Source organism: Actinoplanes utahensis (assembly GCF_016862455.1).
GTDB classification, from domain to species: Bacteria; Actinomycetota; Actinomycetes; order Mycobacteriales; family Micromonosporaceae; genus Actinoplanes; species Actinoplanes utahensis.
Genome location: NZ_BOMZ01000015.1, coordinates 270541 through 287211, shown reverse-complemented (window position 1 = coordinate 287211; position 16671 = coordinate 270541). Strand labels below are relative to the sequence as shown.

At 72.0% G+C, this 16671-nt stretch carries 10 protein-coding genes; 6 read left to right on the top strand and 4 right to left on the bottom strand.

The annotated features are described in order from the left end of the window. Nucleotides 1-32: 32 nt before the first annotated feature. Nucleotides 33-707: a PilZ domain-containing protein gene (locus Aut01nite_RS04930; RefSeq protein WP_052163149.1), complete on the top strand. Its 675-nt coding sequence runs from the start codon at nt 33-35 to the stop codon at nt 705-707. A gap of 152 nt (nt 708-859) precedes the next feature. Beyond that, nucleotides 860-1531, top strand: coding sequence for a hypothetical protein (locus tag Aut01nite_RS04925; RefSeq protein WP_052163150.1), 672 nt, complete (start codon nt 860-862; stop codon nt 1529-1531). A gap of 60 nt (nt 1532-1591) precedes the next feature. Here Aut01nite_RS04925 and Aut01nite_RS04920 read toward each other — a convergent pair whose 3' ends face one another. The 4 genes from Aut01nite_RS04920 to mfd all read right to left on the bottom strand — a co-directional run bounded on the left by Aut01nite_RS04920 (nt 1592) and on the right by mfd (nt 8700). Beyond that, on the bottom strand, nt 1592-3208 hold the full coding sequence (locus Aut01nite_RS04920) for a DUF885 domain-containing protein (protein ID WP_043522127.1): 1617 nt from the start codon (nt 3206-3208) through the stop codon (nt 1592-1594). 9 nt (nt 3209-3217) lie between these two features. Then, nucleotides 3218-4177, bottom strand: coding sequence for a nucleoside triphosphate pyrophosphohydrolase (locus Aut01nite_RS04915; protein ID WP_043522128.1), 960 nt, complete (start codon nt 4175-4177; stop codon nt 3218-3220). After that, the gene (locus Aut01nite_RS04910; RefSeq protein ID WP_152628465.1) at nt 4174-4992 is read right to left on the bottom strand and encodes a DEAD/DEAH box helicase family protein; all 819 of its coding nucleotides are present in this window, start codon (nt 4990-4992) and stop codon (nt 4174-4176) included. Before Aut01nite_RS04910 ends, Aut01nite_RS04915 begins: the two co-directional genes overlap by 4 nt. A gap of 96 nt (nt 4993-5088) precedes the next feature. After that, the gene (gene mfd / locus Aut01nite_RS04905; protein ID WP_043522130.1) at nt 5089-8700 is read right to left on the bottom strand and encodes a transcription-repair coupling factor; all 3612 of its coding nucleotides are present in this window, start codon (nt 8698-8700) and stop codon (nt 5089-5091) included. A 234-nt stretch (nt 8701-8934) separates the two neighbouring features. Between mfd and Aut01nite_RS04900 the strand changes: the two genes are divergently transcribed. The 4 genes from Aut01nite_RS04900 (at nt 8935) to ppc (ending at nt 16582) form a co-directional block, all read left to right on the top strand. Further along, nucleotides 8935-10728 (top strand): glycosyltransferase family 2 protein, encoded by a 1794-nt coding sequence (locus Aut01nite_RS04900; RefSeq protein ID WP_236642490.1) that lies wholly within the window; start codon nt 8935-8937, stop codon nt 10726-10728. Next, nucleotides 10725-12674: a radical copper oxidase GlxA gene (gene glxA / locus Aut01nite_RS04895; RefSeq protein ID WP_043522131.1), complete on the top strand. Its 1950-nt coding sequence runs from the start codon at nt 10725-10727 to the stop codon at nt 12672-12674. Before Aut01nite_RS04900 ends, glxA begins: the two co-directional genes overlap by 4 nt. 4 nt (nt 12675-12678) lie before the next feature. Beyond that, nucleotides 12679-13686, top strand: a complete 1008-nt coding sequence (locus tag Aut01nite_RS04890) for a glycoside hydrolase family 6 protein (RefSeq protein ID WP_043522132.1) — start codon at nt 12679-12681, stop codon at nt 13684-13686. A 100-nt stretch (nt 13687-13786) separates the two neighbouring features. After that, nucleotides 13787-16582 (top strand): phosphoenolpyruvate carboxylase, encoded by a 2796-nt coding sequence (gene ppc / locus Aut01nite_RS04885; protein WP_043522133.1) that lies wholly within the window; start codon nt 13787-13789, stop codon nt 16580-16582. The last annotated feature ends 89 nt before the right edge of the window (nt 16583-16671 follow it).

Sequence of the window (16671 nt, the reverse complement as noted above, 5' to 3'; positions counted from 1 at the left end):
CCGGCGGCGTACCTGCCGAACCTCTGGGCACTATGACCAGTAGCCTGTTTCCCGCCGACTCCTCCCGTGTCGAGCTGGACACCGGAGGGCAGATCCTCCCGGAAGTCCGGTTGGTCGAGTCCTCCGGCGACACCGTGACGCTGTCCTTGGCCCTCGCCGACATCGCGCTGGCGGTCGGCTCCCCGGTGACCCTGCGATGGCCGGCCGGCCCGCGCGGCCGGCACAGCCGGCGCGGCACCGTGCAGCGGATCGACGAGAACCGGATCGACCTCCGGATGGTCGGCGAGGTGGAGATCGAGCAGCTGCGCAACTACGTACGCGGTGGTGGCGGTGAATCGGTGCTGCTCGTCCGCCCCGGCGAACCGGAGGCGATCGGGTACGTGCACGACATCAGCGAGCACTCGGTACGGGCCCACTTCACCGGCGTCGAGCTGCGGCCCGGCCAGGAGATGCGGCTGCGGATCCAGCTCAGCGACGAGATCGTCGAGTTCCCGGCGATCGCGCTGCGGGTCAGCTCGATCCGCCAGCAGGTGCCGGTCCGCGGGCCGCTCATGGTGGAGATGGTGGCGATCTTCGACCAGGACGAGCGCCAGGCCAAGGTGATCCGCCGGTACGTGCTGCAGCTGCAGCTGGCGGCCCGCCGGGAGGCCGCGGCCGCGCAGCGCCTCGCGGACGAGGTATTCGCCGAGGCCGTGGAGGCCCGCTGAATCCCGGATTTCGCATTCTCATTCGCCGCGTGGAAACCGAATGAATGGAGGGCTTCCGTCCCGTGAATTGCGGGACGGAAGCCCTCCATTCATCGACGACGGTCGCCGGATACTCGTTTGCGTGGGGTGCGCGGGTACGCAAGGGTGGTCTCGTGCCCGCCACCCCGCCCGCCCGCGGCCCGCTCCGGCCCGCCCTGCTCGCCCTCGTCCTGCTCGGCCCGGCCGGGTGCGCCGGCGGCGGTCAGGCCAGCGCCGCCGGGCCGGCCCGCGAGGACCTGATCTCCGAGGCGGCCGACCGGGTGGCCACCGCCCGCGCCACCACCTGGACCGCCGGTTACCGGCTGGCCGGCGGCGGCACCGCCCGGGTGGCGTGGTCCGGTGAGCCGGCCCGCGGCTCCTACGTCTTCCCGTCCGGCCGGACGATCCGCACGGCCACCGCCCTGACCCGGTGCGCCACCACCTCCGGCGAGACCGTCTGCACCGCCACCGACCCGGCCGGCGACGACACCGACGGGGTGCCGGCCGGCACCGGCCTGGTCACCCCCGGCACGGTCCTCGACCTGCTGGAAACGGCCGCGATCGACCCCACCGTGACCGCCGAGCCCCGCGAGACGACCATCGCCGGCCGGCACGCCTCCTGCCTGGCCGTGGCCGGTTCCGCCGACTTCGACGTCTGCGTGACCGTGGACGGGATGGTGGCCGCCTTCACCGGAACGGTCGGCGGCATCCCGGTGGAGATGGTGCTCACCGATTACCGCGCGGGCGCCGACGAGGCCGACTTCACCGTCCCGCCGGGCGCCCGCCTCGTCGACCGCCGCGACTGACCCCGCCACCGGCGTGTCGAGTCCGGCCGCCAGGCAGGCCCGAACCCCACACGCCGGAAGTCAGACGCCCAGCAGGGTGCGCAGGTGGCGCGGCGGTGGGGAGCCGTGCGCCAGCATCGCGTCGTGCCAGGCTTTCGGGGTCGCGCCGAACGGGCGGGCCGCCGCGATCGCCGCCACCTCCGAATATCCCACGAAGTAGGTGGAGAGCTGGGTCGAGGTGAGCAGCGCCCGCCGCCACTTGCCGGCCGCCTCGCCCTCCTCCTGGAAACCGCGCTCGGTCATCAGCGCCATCGCCTCGGCCTCGGGCAGGTCCTCGCAGTGGGTCAGCTGGTCGATGATCGCGTTGAGGGTCATCCGCAGCTGCATCTTGAGCTGTTGCAGGCGGACCGGCAGCCCGCCGAAACCGAGATCGGCCATCAGCTCCTCGGCATAGACCGCCCAGCCCTCGACGAACGGCCCCGACCAGCCCAGCGACCGCACCCGGGTGGCGGCCCGGAACCGTCGGGCGTGCGCGATCTGCAGGAAGTGGCCGGGCATCGCCTCGTGGACGGTGAGGTTGCGCAGCATCTCGTCGTTGTACTCCCGGTAGAAGCTGGTGATCCGCTCGGCCGGCCAGTCCGCCGGGGCCGGCGCGATGCAGTAGAAGGTGGGCACGTCGGCGGTCTCGAGCGGGCCGGGGGCGTCGCAATAGGCCACCGCGACGCCACGCGCGAACTCCGGCATCTCCTCGATCACGCACGGATCGTCCACCAGCGAGACCACGTCGTGCTCCCGAACGAAAGCGGTCGCCTCGTCCATCGTCGACTTCGCCAGGCCGACGATGGTGTCGTTGCCCGGGCGGCGCTCGGCGATCGCGTCCAGGGCGCGGCGCACCGTCTCGTCGGTGGCCGGGCCGCCGGTCAGCTCGGCCGCGGCCGACCGCAGAGCCGCGCCGACCCGGTCCAGGTTGTCCCGGGCGCGGGACAGCACCTCGGCCGCGGACAACTCGGTGTCCAGGGTGTGCCAGAGCCGGGCCTCCCACAATCGGCGGCCGAGCCGCGGGTCACGGCCGGGCTCGCCGCTGTCGAGCCGGGCACGCAGCCAGCCGTCGAACTCGCCGAGCGCGGCCAGGGCGGCGTCGGCGGCCGGCTCCACCGTGCCGCGCAGCCCCGGCTCGCGGGCCAGCAGGGCGGGCACCTCGGCACGGATCAGCCCGGCCGTGCCGGCGAACTGGCCGACCGCGGTCTCGGCGTGGATGCGGGGCACGTCGCGCAGCACCGCACGGGCCGTGGCCAGGGCGTCCGGAAGGGCGGCGAGCCGGCCGGCCAGGCTGGTCAGCCGCTCACCGAGCGGGGCGAACGGCCGGGCGATCAGGGCGTGCAGCAGCGGGCCGGGGTTGTGGTCCAGCGGGTTCCACTCGTGCTCGCGGATCTCGGTCAGCTCGAAGAGGGACCGCTCCACCCGTGCCGTCAGGATCGCGTGGTCGACCTGGTCCTCCGCGCCGAGACCGTCGGCGTCGACACCGCTGAGCGCGTCACCGGCGTCGCGCAGCATGGCGGCCCGGGCGGCGACCGCGGCGGCGGAGTGGTCGGGCAGACGGTCGTCGAAACGGTGATCGCCCGCAAAGGACGCCGCGGCGGGGTCGCTCTCCAGCAGGGCGTCGACGATGCGCTCGGCGAGCGTTACGAACTCCGGCATGCCCCGAAACTACTCGGCGCCACCGACATTTTCCGCCGCACGCACCGCCGCCGCGAATTCCAGGGCGGCCGCACGCAGTTCGGCCTCCGCGTCGAGGCCCGCGGCCCGGGCTTCGGCCACCACCTTCAGCAGCAGGCCGCCGAGGTCGTCGCGGTCCGGCAGGGGCACGTCCACCCCGCCCCGCTCCGCCCGCTGCAGGATCTTCGCCGTCAGGGCGAGGGCCGGCTGGCTCAGCGCGATCCCGTCCAGCACCGAGTCCCGGGCCTTCTCCTCGCGCTTGATCCGCTCCCAGTTGGCGGTGATCTCCTCGATGTCCGCGACCCGCTCACCGGCGAACACGTGCGGATTGCGGCGGATCAGCTTCTCCACCAGCGCGCCCGCCACGTCGTCGATGTCCCAGCGGTCGCTCTCGTCGCGTTCCTCGGCGAGCCGGGCGTGCAGCACCACCTGCAGCAGCACGTCCCCGAGCTCCTCGCGGAGCGCGCCGAGATCCTCGCCGACGATCGCGTCGTACGCCTCGTAGCTCTCCTCCAGCAGGTACGGGGCGAGCGTCTGATGGGTCTGCGCCCGTTTCCACGGGTCGCCGCCGGGTGACTGCAGCCGGTCCATCACCGTGACCACGTCGAGCAGCCGGGCGCCGGGCGGGTCCCACGAGCCGTACATCAGCTCCAGCTCGGCCAGGCCGGGCTCGCGGGTCAGCCGCAGCCCCAACTGCCGGGCGAAGGCCTGATCGCCGTCCGGACCGGCCAGCCAGACCGCGGCCGGCTGCCCGGCGATCGCGTCGAGGAACCCCTGGGCGTCGGTGTCCAGGACGGTGACCGGGACACCGGTGACCCGCAGCGCCACGGCCTGGGCGCTGTCCGCGGCGGCGAAGACCGGGTACGCCCGGACCGCGTCCCACGCCTCGGCGGTGAGCAGCCCGGCCGGCAGTCGCGGCGAGGTGACGAGAAGGACGATCCGGGTGCTCAAGAGACGTCGGCCACCGGAACGGACTGGTCGTCGCCGAGGCTGGTCTTGATCAGGTCCAGCTTCGTCGTCTCGTCCTGGAGCCAGAGCACGCTGACCTCGAAGGGGTGGTAGCGCGGGTTGACCTTGACGCCGAGATCGGTGGCGGCCGCCTGGATCCGGTCCCGGACCTGCCCGACGGCGGCGACCACCTTCAGGTTCTGCTCCGACTGCTCGGCCTTCCAGGCGCTGAAGTCCTGCCCGGGCTGGACACCGCCGACCGAGACGAAGGCGTCGAACACCTCGCGCATGTCGCCCTCCTCCGGCGTGGTCGCGGACGTCATGTACGACTCCACCAGCAGCTCGCGCAGCAGCAGGCCCTCGGTGAGCACCCGCACGTAATCGGTGCCGGCGGGCAGTTTCCGGTCCGCGGCGACCGCATCGTACGGCACCGTGTCGGGCAGCCGGACCTGCCGCTCGGCGGCGACCCGGTCGTACAGGTCCCGGGCGACGAGGGCGTGCACGATGTCCGCGCGGCTGAACGGCATCTGCACCGGCTTGGCCGTGATGGTCGGCGCGGGCCGCACCTTCTCACCGCTGCCGGTGCGCTTCTCCTCCTCCGCACGCTGCGCCTTCTCGGCGGCGGCCGCCTGATCGCGGGCCTGCGTGGTCAGGATGTCGTGGGCGTCGTCCCAGATCTCCTGGACCTCCCGCTCGGAGACGGTCTCGGAGTCACCCAGGTAGGCGGCGACGGTCGGCTCCGACCGGCAGGCGGAGAGCCCGCCCACGGCGAGAGACGCGGCGACAACGGCGGTGGCGAGTCGGCGAGCACGCTGCATGGTCAACACTCTCTCACGCGCATTGTGATCTACGTCGCCCCGCCCTGCATCACCCTTACCGCCGGCCGCACCACCGCACCGCCACCGGCGAAGTGATCAGGCCCGGACCGGGGCGGGCACCTCGCCGAGCACATCCTTGAGCAGCTGGGCACACCACTGAAGCAGGGCCTGGTCGCGGACCGGCTCGCCGCCGATCCGGCGGGTGGTCGGCCACGGGACGCTGACCTGATCGGCGCCGGTCTTGTAGACCGAGTCGGGGTGGTAGCGCTTGAGGCGCATCTGCTTGGAGTCGGGCAGCGGCAGCGGGGAGAACCGGATGTGCCTGCCCTGCAGGGACACGTCGGTGAGGCCGTAGGCGCGGGCCAGCTGACGGAACCGGGCGACCGCGATCAGGTTGACCACCGGGGCCGGGGGCTCGCCGTACCTGTCGTTCATCTCGGCGACGACCTCGTCGAGGCGGGCGCCGTCGCGGGCCTCGGCGAGTTTGCGGTACATCTCCAGGCGCAGGCGCTCGACCGAGATGTACTCGGTGGGCAGGTGCGCGTCGATCGGCAGGTCGATCTTGACCTCGGGCTCCTCCTCGGGACGCTCGCCCTTGAACTGGGCGACCGCCTCGCCGACCATCCGCACGTACAGGTCGAAGCCGACGCCCTCGATGTGGCCGGACTGCTCCCCGCCGAGCAGGTTGCCGGCGCCGCGGATCTCCAGGTCCTTCATCGCCACGTACATCCCGGCGCCGAGCTCGGTGTGCTGGGCGATGGTGGCCAGCCGCTCGTGGGCGTGCTCGGTGAGCGGCTTCTCCCGGGGGTAGAGGAAGTACGCGTACGCCCGCTCGCGGCCCCGGCCGACGCGGCCGCGGATCTGGTGCAGCTGGGCGAGGCCGAGCAGGTCGGCGCGTTCCAGGATGAGGGTGTTCGCGTTCGGGATGTCGATGCCGGACTCGACGATGGTGGTGCAGACCAGGACGTCGAACTCCTTCTCCCAGAAGCCGACCATCACCTTCTCGAGCTGCTCCTCGCTCATCTGGCCGTGCGCCACCGCGACCCGCGCCTCCGGCACCAGCTCGCGCAGCTTACGGGCGGCCCGGTCGATCGACTCGACCCGGTTGTGCAGGTAGAACACCTGGCCGTCGCGCAGCAGCTCGCGGTGGATGGCGGCGGCGACCTGCTTCTCGTCGTAGGCGCCGACGTAGGTGAGGACCGGGTGCCGCTCCTCCGGCGGGGTGGCGATGGTGGACATCTCCCGGATGCCGGTGATCGCCATCTCCAGGGTCCGCGGGATCGGGGTGGCCGACATGGTCAGCACGTCGACCGAGGCGCGCAGGGCCTTGAGCTGCTCCTTGTGCTCGACCCCGAACCGCTGCTCCTCGTCCACGATGATCAGGCCGAGGTTCTTGAACCGGGTCGACTTGGCGAGCAGCCGGTGGGTGCCGATGACGATGTCGACCGTGCCGTTCGCCGCGCCCTCCAGGGTGAGGGTGGTCTCCTTCGGCGTCTGGAACCTCGACAGCTGCCGGATCTGCACCGGGAACTGGCTCATCCGCTCGGTGAACGTGTTGAAGTGCTGCTGGGCGAGCAGCGTGGTGGGCACCAGCACGGCCACCTGCTTGCCGTCCTGCACGGCCTTGAACGCCGCCCGCACCGCGATCTCGGTCTTGCCGTAACCGACGTCGCCGCAGATCAGCCGGTCCATCGGGACCTGCAGCTCCATGTCCTGCTTGACCTCGACGATCGCGGCCATCTGGTCGGGCGTCTCGGTGTAGGGGAAGGCGTCCTCCAGCTCCCGCTGCCACGGGGTGTCCGGGCCGAACGCGTGGCCCTGGGAGGCCTGTCGGGCGGCGTAGAGCTGGATCAGCTGGGCGGCGATCTCCTTGACCGCCTTCTTGGCGCGGGCCTTGCTCTTCTGCCAGTCGGCGCCGCCCATCTTGTGCAGCGTGGGTGACTCCCCGCCGACGTAACGGGAGAGCTGGTCGAGCTGGTCGGTGGGCACGTAGAGCCGGTCGCCGGGCTGACCGCGCTTGGAGGCGGCGTACTCGAGCACGAGGTATTCGCGGTCGGCGCCGTTGACCTTGCGCTGCACCAGCTCGATGTAGCGGCCGATGCCGTGCTGCTCGTGCACGACGAAGTCGCCGGTCTTCAGCTCGAGCGGGTCGATGGTGTTGCGCCGCCGGGCCGGCATCTTGCGCATGTCCTTCGTGGACGCGCCGCGGCCGCCGGAGATGTCGTTGCCGGTGATCACGGCGAGCCGGGACGCCTCGTCGACGAAACCGTGGTTCAGCCCGCCGCAGGTGATCAGCAGCTGCCCGTCGGTGATCGGCGCGGCGATCGAGTCGACCGGGGTGACGCCCAGGCCCGCGTCCCGGAGCACCTCGGCGGCCCGCTGGGCGGTGCCCTTGCCCTCGAAGACCAGCGCGATCGCCCAGCCCTGCCCGGCCCAGCCGGCCAGGTCGGCGGCGAGCCGGCCGGTGTCGCCGTGGTAGAGCGGGACCGGCTGGGCGGCCAGCGCGACGGCGTCGCCGAGATCCGGCGCGACCTCGACGGCGGCGCTGTCCTCCCAGGGCAGGGCCTCCGCGGCCGGCTCGGCGGAGACCAGGCCGAACGGCGAGAGGGTCCACCAGGGTTGCTGGCGAACGGCCGCGTGCGCTCGCACATCGGCGAGGGTCTTGAAAGCGACGGCGCCCACGTCGATCGGTGCCTGACCGCCGACCGCGGCCGCCGCCCAGGAGGCCTCCAGGAACTCGTCGGAGGTCCGGGTCAGGTCGTGGGCACGGGTGCGGATCCGCTCCGGGTCGCAGAGCAGCACGTGGGTGCCGGCCGGCATGCAGTCGATCAGCAGCTCCATGCTGTCGGTGCCGCTGAGCAGGGCCGGGGCCAGCGACTCCATGCCCTCGACCGGGATGCCCTCGGCCAGCTTGTCGAGGATCTCGGCCAGCTCGGGGTGCCGGCCCGCCAGCTCCGCGGCGCGCGCCCGGACGTCGGCGGTCAGCAGCAGCTCACGGCACGGCGGCGCCCAGAGACGCTCGACCTTGTCGATGGTGCGCTGGTCGGCGACCGCGAAGGTGCGGATCTCCTCGACCGTGTCGCCCCAGAACTCGACACGCGAGGGGTGCTCGTCGGTGGGCGGGAAGACGTCCAGGATGCCGCCTCGGACGGCGAACTCGCCGCGTTTGGTGACGAGATCGACCCGCGCGTACGCCATGTCGGAGAGCCGGCGCGCGACCCCCTCCAGCTCCGCGTCGCGCCCGGTGACCAGCTCGACCGGCTCCAGGTCGCCGAGGCCCTTGAGCTGCGGCTGGAGCACCGACCGAACCGGCGCGACGATGACCTTGAGCGGGCGCCCACCGGGGTGGGCGAGGCGGCGCAGCACGGCCAGGCGGCGGCCGACGGTGTCCGAGCGCGGGGACAGTCGCTCGTGCGGCAGCGTCTCCCACGACGGGTAGACGGCGACCAGGTCGGGGTCGATCAGGCAGCCCAGCGCATCGGCCAGGTCGTCGGCCTCGCGGGAGGTGGCGGTGACCGCGAGGACGGGCCGGCCGGCGCCGCCGACGTCGGCCGGGCCGGCGACGGTGGCGACCACGAACGGCCGCAGCGAGACCGGTGCGGTCAGGTCGAGCGAGTCGGAATCGACGAAGCCTTTCGCCGCGAGGTCGCGCGCGCGTGCGAGCCCGCGATCGCGCAGGGCGGCAGGAATCAGGCCGGAGAGTTGCATGCGAGAAGACCCCCTGAGGGCACGACGAACAGCCCCGATCCATGTGAGGACGGGGGTGTGCCCCTCAGCTTAGTCCGACACACCGACAGAACCCGCACCGCGCGCCTTATCGCACAGCATGTCCGACATGTGGGCCGAGCAGCCATGGAAGAGTGCCCGAACGTTGCACGCAACACATGGGGAGGCAACGTGCGTATCATACTTTTCCGCTCAGCTGGTTCGAGCGTCTGAGCGATGAGCATCCTGCACACCCCGGACCCCGGGGCCACCCAGCATGCCCCCAGGGTCCCACCGCAGCGCCCACCGGTCGGCAGCGTGCCGATGCCGGCCGACGAGATGGGCAGCACGCATCTGCTGCCACGGCAGTCCGCCTACAGCGCGTACAGCGTGCTGGCCGGCCCGGCCGAGCCGGCGCCCGAGGACGGCGACGGCTACCGGGTGCGGATGCGGCGCCTGGCCCGTCGCCGTCCGATCCGGACCCTGCTGATCACGCTGTTCGCCTTCGCGTTCGAGAGCACATTCTTCGGCTGGCTGGTCACCTCGATCGAGATGCCGGACCAGCGCCTGCAGACGATGCTCTATCTGGCCACCGCCTTCATGATCGCGGCGACCGCGGCGATCGAACTGTTCCGGCTGGTCAACGTCGTGACCCTGTGTCTGGCAACGCTCTGGGCACGGGATCCGCAGCCGGTCGTGCCGGACACCGGGCTGCGGGTCGCGTTCCTCACCACGATCGTGCCGGGCAAGGAGCCGGTGGAGATGGTCGAGCGGACGCTGCGGGCCGCCCGCCAGGTCCGGTACGACGGCCGGTACGACGTGTGGCTGCTCGACGAGGGCGACGACCCGGTGGTGAAGCTGATGTGCCGGCGGCTCGGCGTCCGGCACTTCACCCGCCGCGGGATCACCGAGTTCAACACCGCCGCCGGCCGTTACAAGGCGAAGACCAAGCACGGCAACTACAACTCCTGGCTCACCGCGCACGGCGGCGAGTACGACGTGTTCGTCTCCGTCGACCCGGACCACGTCCCGCAGCCGAATCTCTGCGAGCGGCTGCTCGGCTACTTCCGTGACCCGGACGTGGCGTTCGTGGTCGGGCCGCAGATCTACGGCAACTACGACAACCGGGTGACCCGCTGGGCCGAGTCGCAGCAGTACCTCTTCCACTCGCTGCTCCAGCGAGCCGGCAACCGGCGCGGCATCGCCATGCTGGTCGGCACCAACAACGCGGTACGCATCTCCGCGCTGGACCAGATCGGCGGCCTCCAGGACTCGATCACCGAGGACATGGCGACCAGCCTCGCGGTGCACGCCACCCGTAATCCGGCGACCGGCCGGCGGTGGGCCTCTGTCTACACCCCGGACGTCCTCGCCGTCGGTGAGGGACCGTCGTCCTGGACCGACTTCTTCACCCAGCAGCACCGCTGGTCCCGCGGCACCGACGAGGTGGTGGTCCGCAACTTCGCCGGGATGCTGTGGCGGCTCGGCCCGGCCCGGTCGCTGCACTACGCGCTGCTGATGTCGTACTACCCGCTGACCGCGCTGGCATGGCTGCTCGGCGCGGTGAACGCCGCCTGCTTCCTGCTGCTCGGCGCGAAGGGCGTCCAGGTGCCGGGTGAGGTCTGGCTGATGCTCTATGTGGACGCCGCGCTGTTCCAGGTCGGCCTGTACCTGTTCAACCGGCGGCACAACGTCAGCCCGCACGAGAAGTCCGGGTCGTCCGGGCTGGCCGGGATGCTCGCCTCGACGCTCTGCACCCCGGTCTACGTCTCCTCGCTGATCGCCGCGGCGCTGCGCCGGACCACCGGTTTCGTGGTGACCCCGAAAGGCGACTCGACGAGCCCGGACCGGCTCGCCACGTTCGCGCCCGGACTGCGCTGGGCGGCCCTGTACGCCGTCCTCCTGACCGTCTCGCCGTTCGTCGACCACGTCGACCCGGCGATGTACGCCTGGCCCGCCCTGAACCTCGCCATCTGTCTCGCCCCGGTCGCCCTGTGGCGGCTGCAGAAATGGAAGGACACCCCGCGATGAAGCCCCGCTCGCGTCCCACCCTCGCTCGCCGGTTGACGAGCGGCCTGGTCACGCTGGTGGTGCTGGCCGTCGTGGCGATCGCGAACCGGCCGATGGTCGCGGTCGCTGCCGAGGCGCTGCACGAGTTCCAGATCACCAGGCAGTCCTACAAGGAACGTTACGGGCTCTGGTCCCGGCTGCCGGTTCCGCAGGGTTTCAAGGTCAACGCGATCCACGCGGCCCTGCTGCACACCGGCAAGGTGCTGATCATCGCGGGCAGCGGGAACAACCGGGACGCGTTCGAGGCGAAGTCGTTCCGGACCGTGCTCTACGACCCCGTCGAGGACGAGTTCACCGAGGTGCCGACGCCGACGGACGTGTTCTGCGCCGGGCACACCTTCCTGCCGGACGGGAAACTGCTGGTGGCCGGGGGCACGAAGTCGTACGAGGTGCTCGCCGAGGACGTGGAGCACGCCGCCGGGGTCATGAAGATCAAGAACGAGTCGCCGGACGGCGGGCCGCGGATCTTCCCGAAGGGCGCCCGGCTGCGGTCGGCCGGCGGCGAGGTGTACCGGACCCGGTCCGCGGTGACCGTCCCGGCCGCCCGCAAGATCACCCACGGCGCGCACACCATGGTGCACGCGGGCGAGGCCGAGGTGTGGGTGGACGCGGTCGCCAAGGGCGACCGGCCGGTGGTGAAGTCCCCCGCCCAGTACTCGATCGAGGGCCTGACCGGCCCGGCCGCCCGCAACCTCTACGGCGTCGCCGAGAAGATCACCAGGGAGAAGCAGGAGTACGGCGGGGACCGCACCTCCTACGAGTTCGACCCGCTGACCGAACGTTACGTGCGCACGGGGGACATGCGCGACCACCGCTGGTACCCCACGCTGATCGGGCTGACCAGCGGGGACGTGATCGCCGTCTCCGGCCTGGACCAGTTCGGCCGGATCCTGCCCGGCCGCAACGAGCGGTACCTGCCGGCGCAGCGCCGCTGGGTGGCCGCGCCGGAGCTCAAGCGGTACTTCCCCACCTACCCCGGCCTGCACCTGATGGGCGACGGGCGGGTCTTCTACTCCGGGTCGAACTCCGGGTACGGCTCGGACACCGAGGGCCGCACCCCCGGGCTGTGGGACGTGCGGCGCAACACCTTCCAGGTCGTGCCCGGGCTGCGCGACGCGGACATGAACGAGACCAGCTCGTCGGTGCTGCTGGCGCCGGCCCAGGAGCAGAAGGTGATGATCTTCGGAGGGGGCGGCGTCGGCGAGTCGCAGGAGTCCACGGCGCGGACCGACATCGCCGACCTCGACGAGAAGAACCCGCGTTACCGGCCCGGCCCGGACCTGCCGAAACCGGCCCGCTACCTGTCGACGGTGCTGCTGCCGGACGACACGGTCCTCACCACCGGCGGCTCGTCCGGCTATCGCGGCGGCCCGTACCGGGGCGATCCGCGCAGCGACCTGTTCAACTCGCAGATCTACCACCCCGGGCGCAACGCGTTCGACAAGGCGGCGGACTCGACGGTCGGCCGCAACTACCACGCCGAGGCGATCCTGCTGCCGGACGGCCGGGTGATCACCATGGGCGGCGATCCGCTCTACGACAAGTCCGGCGAGAACGCCGGCACCTTCGAGCAGCGGATCGAGATCTACAGCCCGCCCTACCTCTTCAAGGGCGAGCGGCCCACCATCACCGGCGGTCCGGTCACTGTGGAGCGCGGATCGAATGCCTTCTTCGGTACGCCGCAGGCGTCCCGGATCACGTCGGCGCGCCTGGTCCGCCCCAGCGCGGTCACCCATGTCACGGACGTCGACCAGCGGTCGGTCGCGCTCGGCCTGACCCGGGTGGAGAGCGGCGTGCGAGTGACCGTACCGCCCAAATCCGGACTTATCCCCTCAGGTTGGTACATGCTGTTCCTTGTGGACGAAAACGGAATCCCGTCGGTCGCCCGCTGGGTCCGGGTGCGCTGACCGGATGGCATGGCACCGCAACCGAAGCCGTCTGGCGCTGACGCTGGCCGCCCTGCTCGGCGTCACCGCGGGCGGCCTGCTGCTGCGCGACCCGGCGGCCCCCGCCCCGATCGTGGTGCCGCCGCCCACGCCGGCCACCGCCCTCTACGTCGATCCGAACGGGCTGGCCCAGCGGCACGTGCGCGCGCTGCGGTCGGCCGGGCGGCACCGGGAGGCGGCGGCCCTCCAGCCGATCGCCGGGCAGCCGGCGGCGACCTGGTTCACCGACGCGCGGGCCGGGTTCGCGGACCGGGCCCGGCACCTGGTCGCCACCGCGAACGCGGCCGGCCGGCTGCCGGTGCTCACCCTGTACTTCATCCCCCACCGGGACTGCCGGGGGTACTCCTCGGGCGGGGCGCGCGGCGGTCCGGCGTACCGGCGATGGATCTCCTCGATGGCCGCCGCCCTGCGCGGGCACCGCGCCCTGGTGATCCTGGAACCGGACGCCGTCGCGCACGCCGCCTCCGGCTGCCTCGGGCCACGCGCCACCGCCACCCGGTTCGCGCTGCTCGCGCACGCGATCGACACCCTGCGGGCGCAGCCCGGCGTCGCCGTCTACCTGGACGCCGGGCATCCCGGATGGGTTCCCGCGGCCCGGATGGCGCCGGCCCTGCGCCGAGCCGGCGCGCCGCGCGCCCGCGGCTTCGCCCTCAACGTCGCCAACTTCGAGACCACCGCCGACAACGTGCGGTACGGGACGACGCTGTCCCGCCTCCTCGGCGGCAGGCACTTCGTGATCGACACCAGCCGCAACGGATGGGGGCCGCTCCGCCTCGCCAAGGGCGTCCGGCGCTGGTGCAACCCGCCCGGACGGCGGCTCGGGGCGACCCCGACGCTGCGGACCGGGCTGCCGCTCGTCGACGCGTACCTCTGGGTGAAACGTCCCGGGGAGTCCGATGGCGCGTGCGGCGCCGGCGCCCCGCCCGCAGGTCAGTGGTACCCGGCCTATGCACGGGCCCTGACCGGGTCATGAGACTCTTGACTCAATTCACCCCTTGACCGGGCCACGCCGATAACATCGGCGAAGTCGGGACAGCGCCGTCCTGGAGCCATCCGAGCGAAGGAGCGCCCCGATGACAGAGCAGCCTGCCCAACTCGAGCCAGAGGGTCCCGACGCAGAACTTCGTGCCGATATCCGCCGGATCGGCACGCTGCTCGGTCAGACCCTGGCCCGCCAGGAGGGCCGCCCCCTTCTCGACCTGGTCGAGGAGATCCGCGCCCTGGTCCGCCAGGACGCCCCGGCCGCCGCCGACCGGCTCGCCGCCATGGACATCACCACCGGCACCAAGCTGGCCCGCGCCTTCTCCACGTACTTCCACCTGGCGAACATCACCGAGCAGGTGCACCGGGCCCGCGACCTGCGCCGCCGCCGCGCCAAGAACGGCGGCTGGCTGGACCAGGCCGCCAAGCGGATCGCCGAGAAGGGCGTGCCCGCCGACGAGATCGCCGCCGCCGCCCGCCGCCTCGCCATCCGCCCGGTCTTCACCGCGCACCCCACCGAGGCCGCCCGCCGCTCGATCCTGTCGAAGCTGCGCCAGGTAGCCGACTCGCTCGACGCCGAGTCCGCCGCCGCCGCGCTGTACGGCGCCACCGACACCACCGTCTCCACCAAGCGGTTCGCCGAGCTGATCGACCTGCTCTGGCAGACCGACGAGCTGCGCCTGGACCGGCCGGACCCGACCGACGAGGCCCGCAACGCGGTCTACTACCTCAAGGACCTGTACGCCGACGCCGCCCCGCAGGTGCTCGACGACCTGGCCGAGACGCTGCGCCGGCTCGGCGTGGAGACCGCGCCCACCTCGAAGCCGCTCACCTTCGGCTCATGGATCGGCGGCGACCGCGACGGCAACCCGTTCGTCACCCCGAAGGTCACCAGCGAGGTCCTGCTCATCCAACATGAGCACGGCATCCAGGCCACCGAGAAGGCGATGGACAACCTGATCGACGAGCTGTCGGTCTCCCGGCGGCTGCGTGGCGTGTCCCTCGACCTGTCCGCCAGCCTCGCCCAGGACCTCGACAACCTGCCCGAGATCCCGCAGCGGTTCCGCCGGGTCAACGCCGAGGAGCCGTACCGCCTCAAGATCCGGGCGATCAAGGCGAAGCTGGAGAACACCCGAGCCCGGCTCGTCAACGGCACCCCGCACGTGGCCGGCCGCGACTACCTCGGCAGCGACGAGCTGATCAGCGACCTCGAGCTGATGCGGGCGTCGCTGGCCCGCAACTCCGGCCAGCTCTCCGCCGTCGGCGTGGTGTCCACCGCGATCCGGCAGGCGTCCGCGTTCGGCCTCCAGCTGGCCACCCTCGACGTCCGTGAGCACGCCGAGAAGCACCACGAGGTGCTCCAGCAGATGTACGCCCAGATCGGCGAGGTCGACGACTACGCCACCCTGGACCGGACGTCCCGCACCAAGCTGCTCGCCGCCGAGCTGACCGGGCGGCGGCCGCTGTCCAACGCCGACACCCCGCTCACCGACTCGGCCCGCAAGACCTTCGACGTGTTCCACACGATCCGCACGTCGCAGGCCCGGTTCGGTGAGGACGTCATCGAGTCGTACATCATCTCGATGACCCTCGGCGTCGACGACGTGCTCGCCGCCGCCGTGCTGGCCCGCGAGGCCGGTCTCATCGACATCCACACCGGCCGCGCCCAGGTCGACATCATCCCGCTGTTGGAGACCCCGGCCGAGCTGGACGCCGGTGGTGACCTGCTCGACGAGATGCTGTCGCTGCCGGCCTACCGGGAGATCGTCCGCGCCCGCGGCGACGTGCAGGAGATCATGCTCGGGTACTCGGACTCCAACAAGGAGGCCGGTATCACCACCAGCCAGTGGCGCATCCACAAGGCGCAGCGGTCGCTGCGTGACGTGGCGGCCCGGCACGGTGTGCGGCTGCGCCTGTTCCACGGCCGCGGCGGCACCGTCGGCCGTGGTGGCGGCCCCACCCACGAGGCGATCCTGGCGCAGCCGTACGGCACGCTCGACGGCGCGATCAAGGTGACCGAGCAGGGCGAGGTCATCTCCGACAAGTACACCGTGCCCGCCCTGGCCCGAGAGAACCTGGAACTGACCGTCGCCGCGGTCCTCCAGGCCACCCTGCTGCACACCAGCATCTCCGTCGACCCGGTCCGCCTGAAGGTGTGGGACGCGGTCATGGACACCGCCTCCGACGCGGCGTTCACCCAGTACCGCTCACTGGTGGAGAACCCGGACCTGGCCGCCTACTTCTGGGCCGCCACCCCCACCGAACTGCTCGGCGCCCTCAACATCGGCTCCCGCCCGGCCAAACGCCCCAACGCGGACGCCGGACTGGGCGGCCTGCGCGCCATCCCGTGGGTGTTCGGCTGGACCCAGACCCGGCAGATCGTCCCCGGCTGGTTCGGTGTCGGCACCGGCCTCGCCGCCGTCCGCGCCGCCGGCCAGGGCGGCGAACTCGACGCCATGCACGAGCACTGGCAGTTCTTCCGCACGTTCCTGTCGAACGTCGAGATGATGCTGGCCAAGACCGACCTGTCGATCGCCCGCCGCTACGTCGAGACCCTGGTCCCGGAGAACCTGCACCCGATCTTCGCCAAGATCGAGCAGGAGTACGCGCTGACCGTCCAGGAGGTCACCGCCATCACCGGCGGCGCCGAACTGCTGTCCTCGCAGCCGGAGCTGTCCCGCACCCTGGGCGTCCGCGACACCTACCTGGAGCCGCTGCACCACCTGCAGGTCGCCCTCCTCCGCCAGTACCGCGACCTGGGCGACACCGGCCGCCAGCTCCCGACGGCCCCCGGCGCCCGCCGCGGCCCGTCCGACTCGACGGCGCTGGAACGCGCCCTGCTGACCACGGTCAACGGCATCGCCGCCGGCATGCGCAACACCGGCTGACCCCTTCGGCACGTCCTTCGAGCCCCGTTCCCTCAGGGAACGGGGCTCGTTCCGTTTCGTCTCCGCTGCGGGAGGACGATGCCGAGCCG

What these genes read in the sequence shown, in the direction of transcription:
- Aut01nite_RS04890 (WP_043522132.1), top strand. Translation starts at nt 12,679, where the DNA reads ATGGCATGGCACCGCAACCGAAGCCGTCTGGCGCTGACGCTGGCCGCC.
- ppc (WP_043522133.1), top strand. Translation starts at nt 13,787, where the DNA reads ATGACAGAGCAGCCTGCCCAACTCGAGCCAGAGGGTCCCGACGCAGAA.
- mfd (WP_043522130.1), bottom strand. Translation starts at nt 8,700, where the DNA reads ATGCAACTCTCCGGCCTGATTCCTGCCGCCCTGCGCGATCGCGGGCTC.
- Aut01nite_RS04920 (WP_043522127.1), bottom strand. Translation starts at nt 3,208, where the DNA reads ATGCCGGAGTTCGTAACGCTCGCCGAGCGCATCGTCGACGCCCTGCTG.
- Aut01nite_RS04910 (WP_152628465.1), bottom strand. Translation starts at nt 4,992, where the DNA reads ATGCAGCGTGCTCGCCGACTCGCCACCGCCGTTGTCGCCGCGTCTCTC.
- Aut01nite_RS04930 (WP_052163149.1), top strand. Translation starts at nt 33, where the DNA reads ATGACCAGTAGCCTGTTTCCCGCCGACTCCTCCCGTGTCGAGCTGGAC.
- glxA (WP_043522131.1), top strand. Translation starts at nt 10,725, where the DNA reads ATGAAGCCCCGCTCGCGTCCCACCCTCGCTCGCCGGTTGACGAGCGGC.
- Aut01nite_RS04900 (WP_236642490.1), top strand. Translation starts at nt 8,935, where the DNA reads ATGAGCATCCTGCACACCCCGGACCCCGGGGCCACCCAGCATGCCCCC.